Below are 1723 nucleotides of genomic sequence, written 5' to 3'. Positions count from 1 at the left end.
CCTACCGCAGCAGCAGGGAGTCCTCGCCAGGCTGGTCTTTTGCCGATTAATACATTCGGGCTACCAGTACCAGGAGATAAAGGACTCCCATGAGCGGTCATATCTCCCAAACGTGCAGCAGGTCTTCCAGGCATGACTTTAGTTGTTATTTCTTAAAGTTAATTCTAGATTAAACTATAAGCTTTGGTGACTGCCTTATACCTAAGTCTAAAATTGACTTTAAATACATAATTTTGCAGTCAAAACTAATTTCAAAGGGGTTTTTCCTGTTATTTCATGTCTTTATGCTTTTTTTGGTCTTTTTAAACTAACGTAAATTTGACAAAACCCAAATTTAGTGAAAAACAAGAACTTAGGAGTCAGAAATAATATATACAGTTAATAATAAAAGTAAAAAAGAGTATAAATTACTTAATAGGATATATTTGTTTTTATATTCCAAGTTTAAGTCTTTTTTTGCCGTATTATCCTTAAATTTATTCTTTTAAATTTCATCTCCTCATCCAAACTCTTAAATCATGGTCATAGAACTGACATGAAACCAATAAATTCATACCGATATCAAGGGTAAAATCTTCGCCTTATGGTCAATGTAAAACTAGGGGTCAATTGTTACTTTACAGGTAAAACCATAACAGAGATTTCCCTTGATGAACGAACAAGACTACTTGGGTATGGGCTGGAATTTTCCCTTAAAAACCGACTTACAAGGGGGAATTTCTTTATCTGCTGCCGACCAAAAAGTGAGACAAGCGATTCTGATTATATTGCGAACTGAGTTAGGCGAAAGGCGATATCGTCCTGATTTTGGTTGTCGTTTGTCAGAGTTAACTTTTGCCCCTCTAAATAGCAAAACTTTGTTTTTGATGCGGTTATATGTGCAAGAGGCTTTGGAAACTTGGGAACCTCGAATCGATTTAGAGGAGGTAGTAACCGAACCCGATCCGATTTTGGGTAGAGTCAATATCATGATTAACTATCGTCTCAAGAGTAGTTACGAAGACCGCAGCCTAGTATATCCCTTTTATCTAACTGAAAGTGAGTAGCAATTTAATTAGTAATTATCATGTTACCAAAAGCCAATTTAGACGATCGCACTTTTGAAGATTTAGTGGCAGAATGTATCTTACGCATTCCCCGCTATTGTCCTGAGTGGACGGATTTTAATCCTAGCGATCCTGGTATCACCTTAATTGAGTTGTTTGCTTGGTTAACTGACCAGATGTTGATGCGGTTCAATCAAGTCCCCCATCGCAACTATATTACTTTTTTAGAATTATTAGGGATTAAGCTGCAACCTCCAGCACCAGCCCAGACCGATGTTAGTTTTTATATAACTCAACCAGATACCTTTCCTTATGCTATTCTCCAGGGAACGGAAGTAGGGACAGAAAGAACCGAAACCGAAGAAGCGGTTGTCTTTTCGACAGATAAAGATTTATTAATCGGACAACCAGATATCCTGCATTTTTTGACTGCCGAAACCCTAGAAGAAGCACCAACTTTATTACGGGATGGCTTTAGCAACCAATGGGTTAAAGAAAATAATGGAGAATGGCGGGGAGAAGAACAACCCCTCTTTAACGAACAACCAGAAGTCGGCAACTGTTTCTATTTAGTCTTTAACCCCAAACAACCCCTGGCAGGAAATACCCTGGCAATTACCTTTCGAGGTGCGCCTGCAACTCCTACGGGAATTGACCCCGATCGCCCTCCACGAACT

Annotated in this window: 3 protein-coding genes; 2 read left to right on the top strand and 1 reads right to left on the bottom strand. The window is 38.9% G+C overall.

Features of this window, described 5'->3' with window-relative positions; translation table 11 throughout:
• Positions 1–134: PAAR domain-containing protein (locus AC33VI_RS16870; protein WP_491783425.1), on the bottom strand; the 134-nt coding region annotated here is incomplete at its 3' end.
• A gap of 516 nt (positions 135–650) precedes the next feature.
• On the opposite strand from AC33VI_RS16870, the gene AC33VI_RS16865 reads away from it, so the two are divergent.
• Positions 651–1046 (top strand): GPW/gp25 family protein, encoded by a 396-nt coding sequence (locus tag AC33VI_RS16865; protein WP_491783424.1) that lies wholly within the window; start codon positions 651–653, stop codon positions 1044–1046.
• A 20-nt stretch (positions 1047–1066) separates the two neighbouring features.
• Positions 1067–1723 (top strand): putative baseplate assembly protein (locus AC33VI_RS16860; RefSeq protein WP_491783423.1); only part of this gene is annotated, 657 nt, incomplete at its 3' end.

The organism is Waterburya sp., from assembly GCF_058530065.1.
Note: the sequence above shows the minus strand (reverse complement) of the source record. Positions and strands in the feature narration are given on the sequence as shown.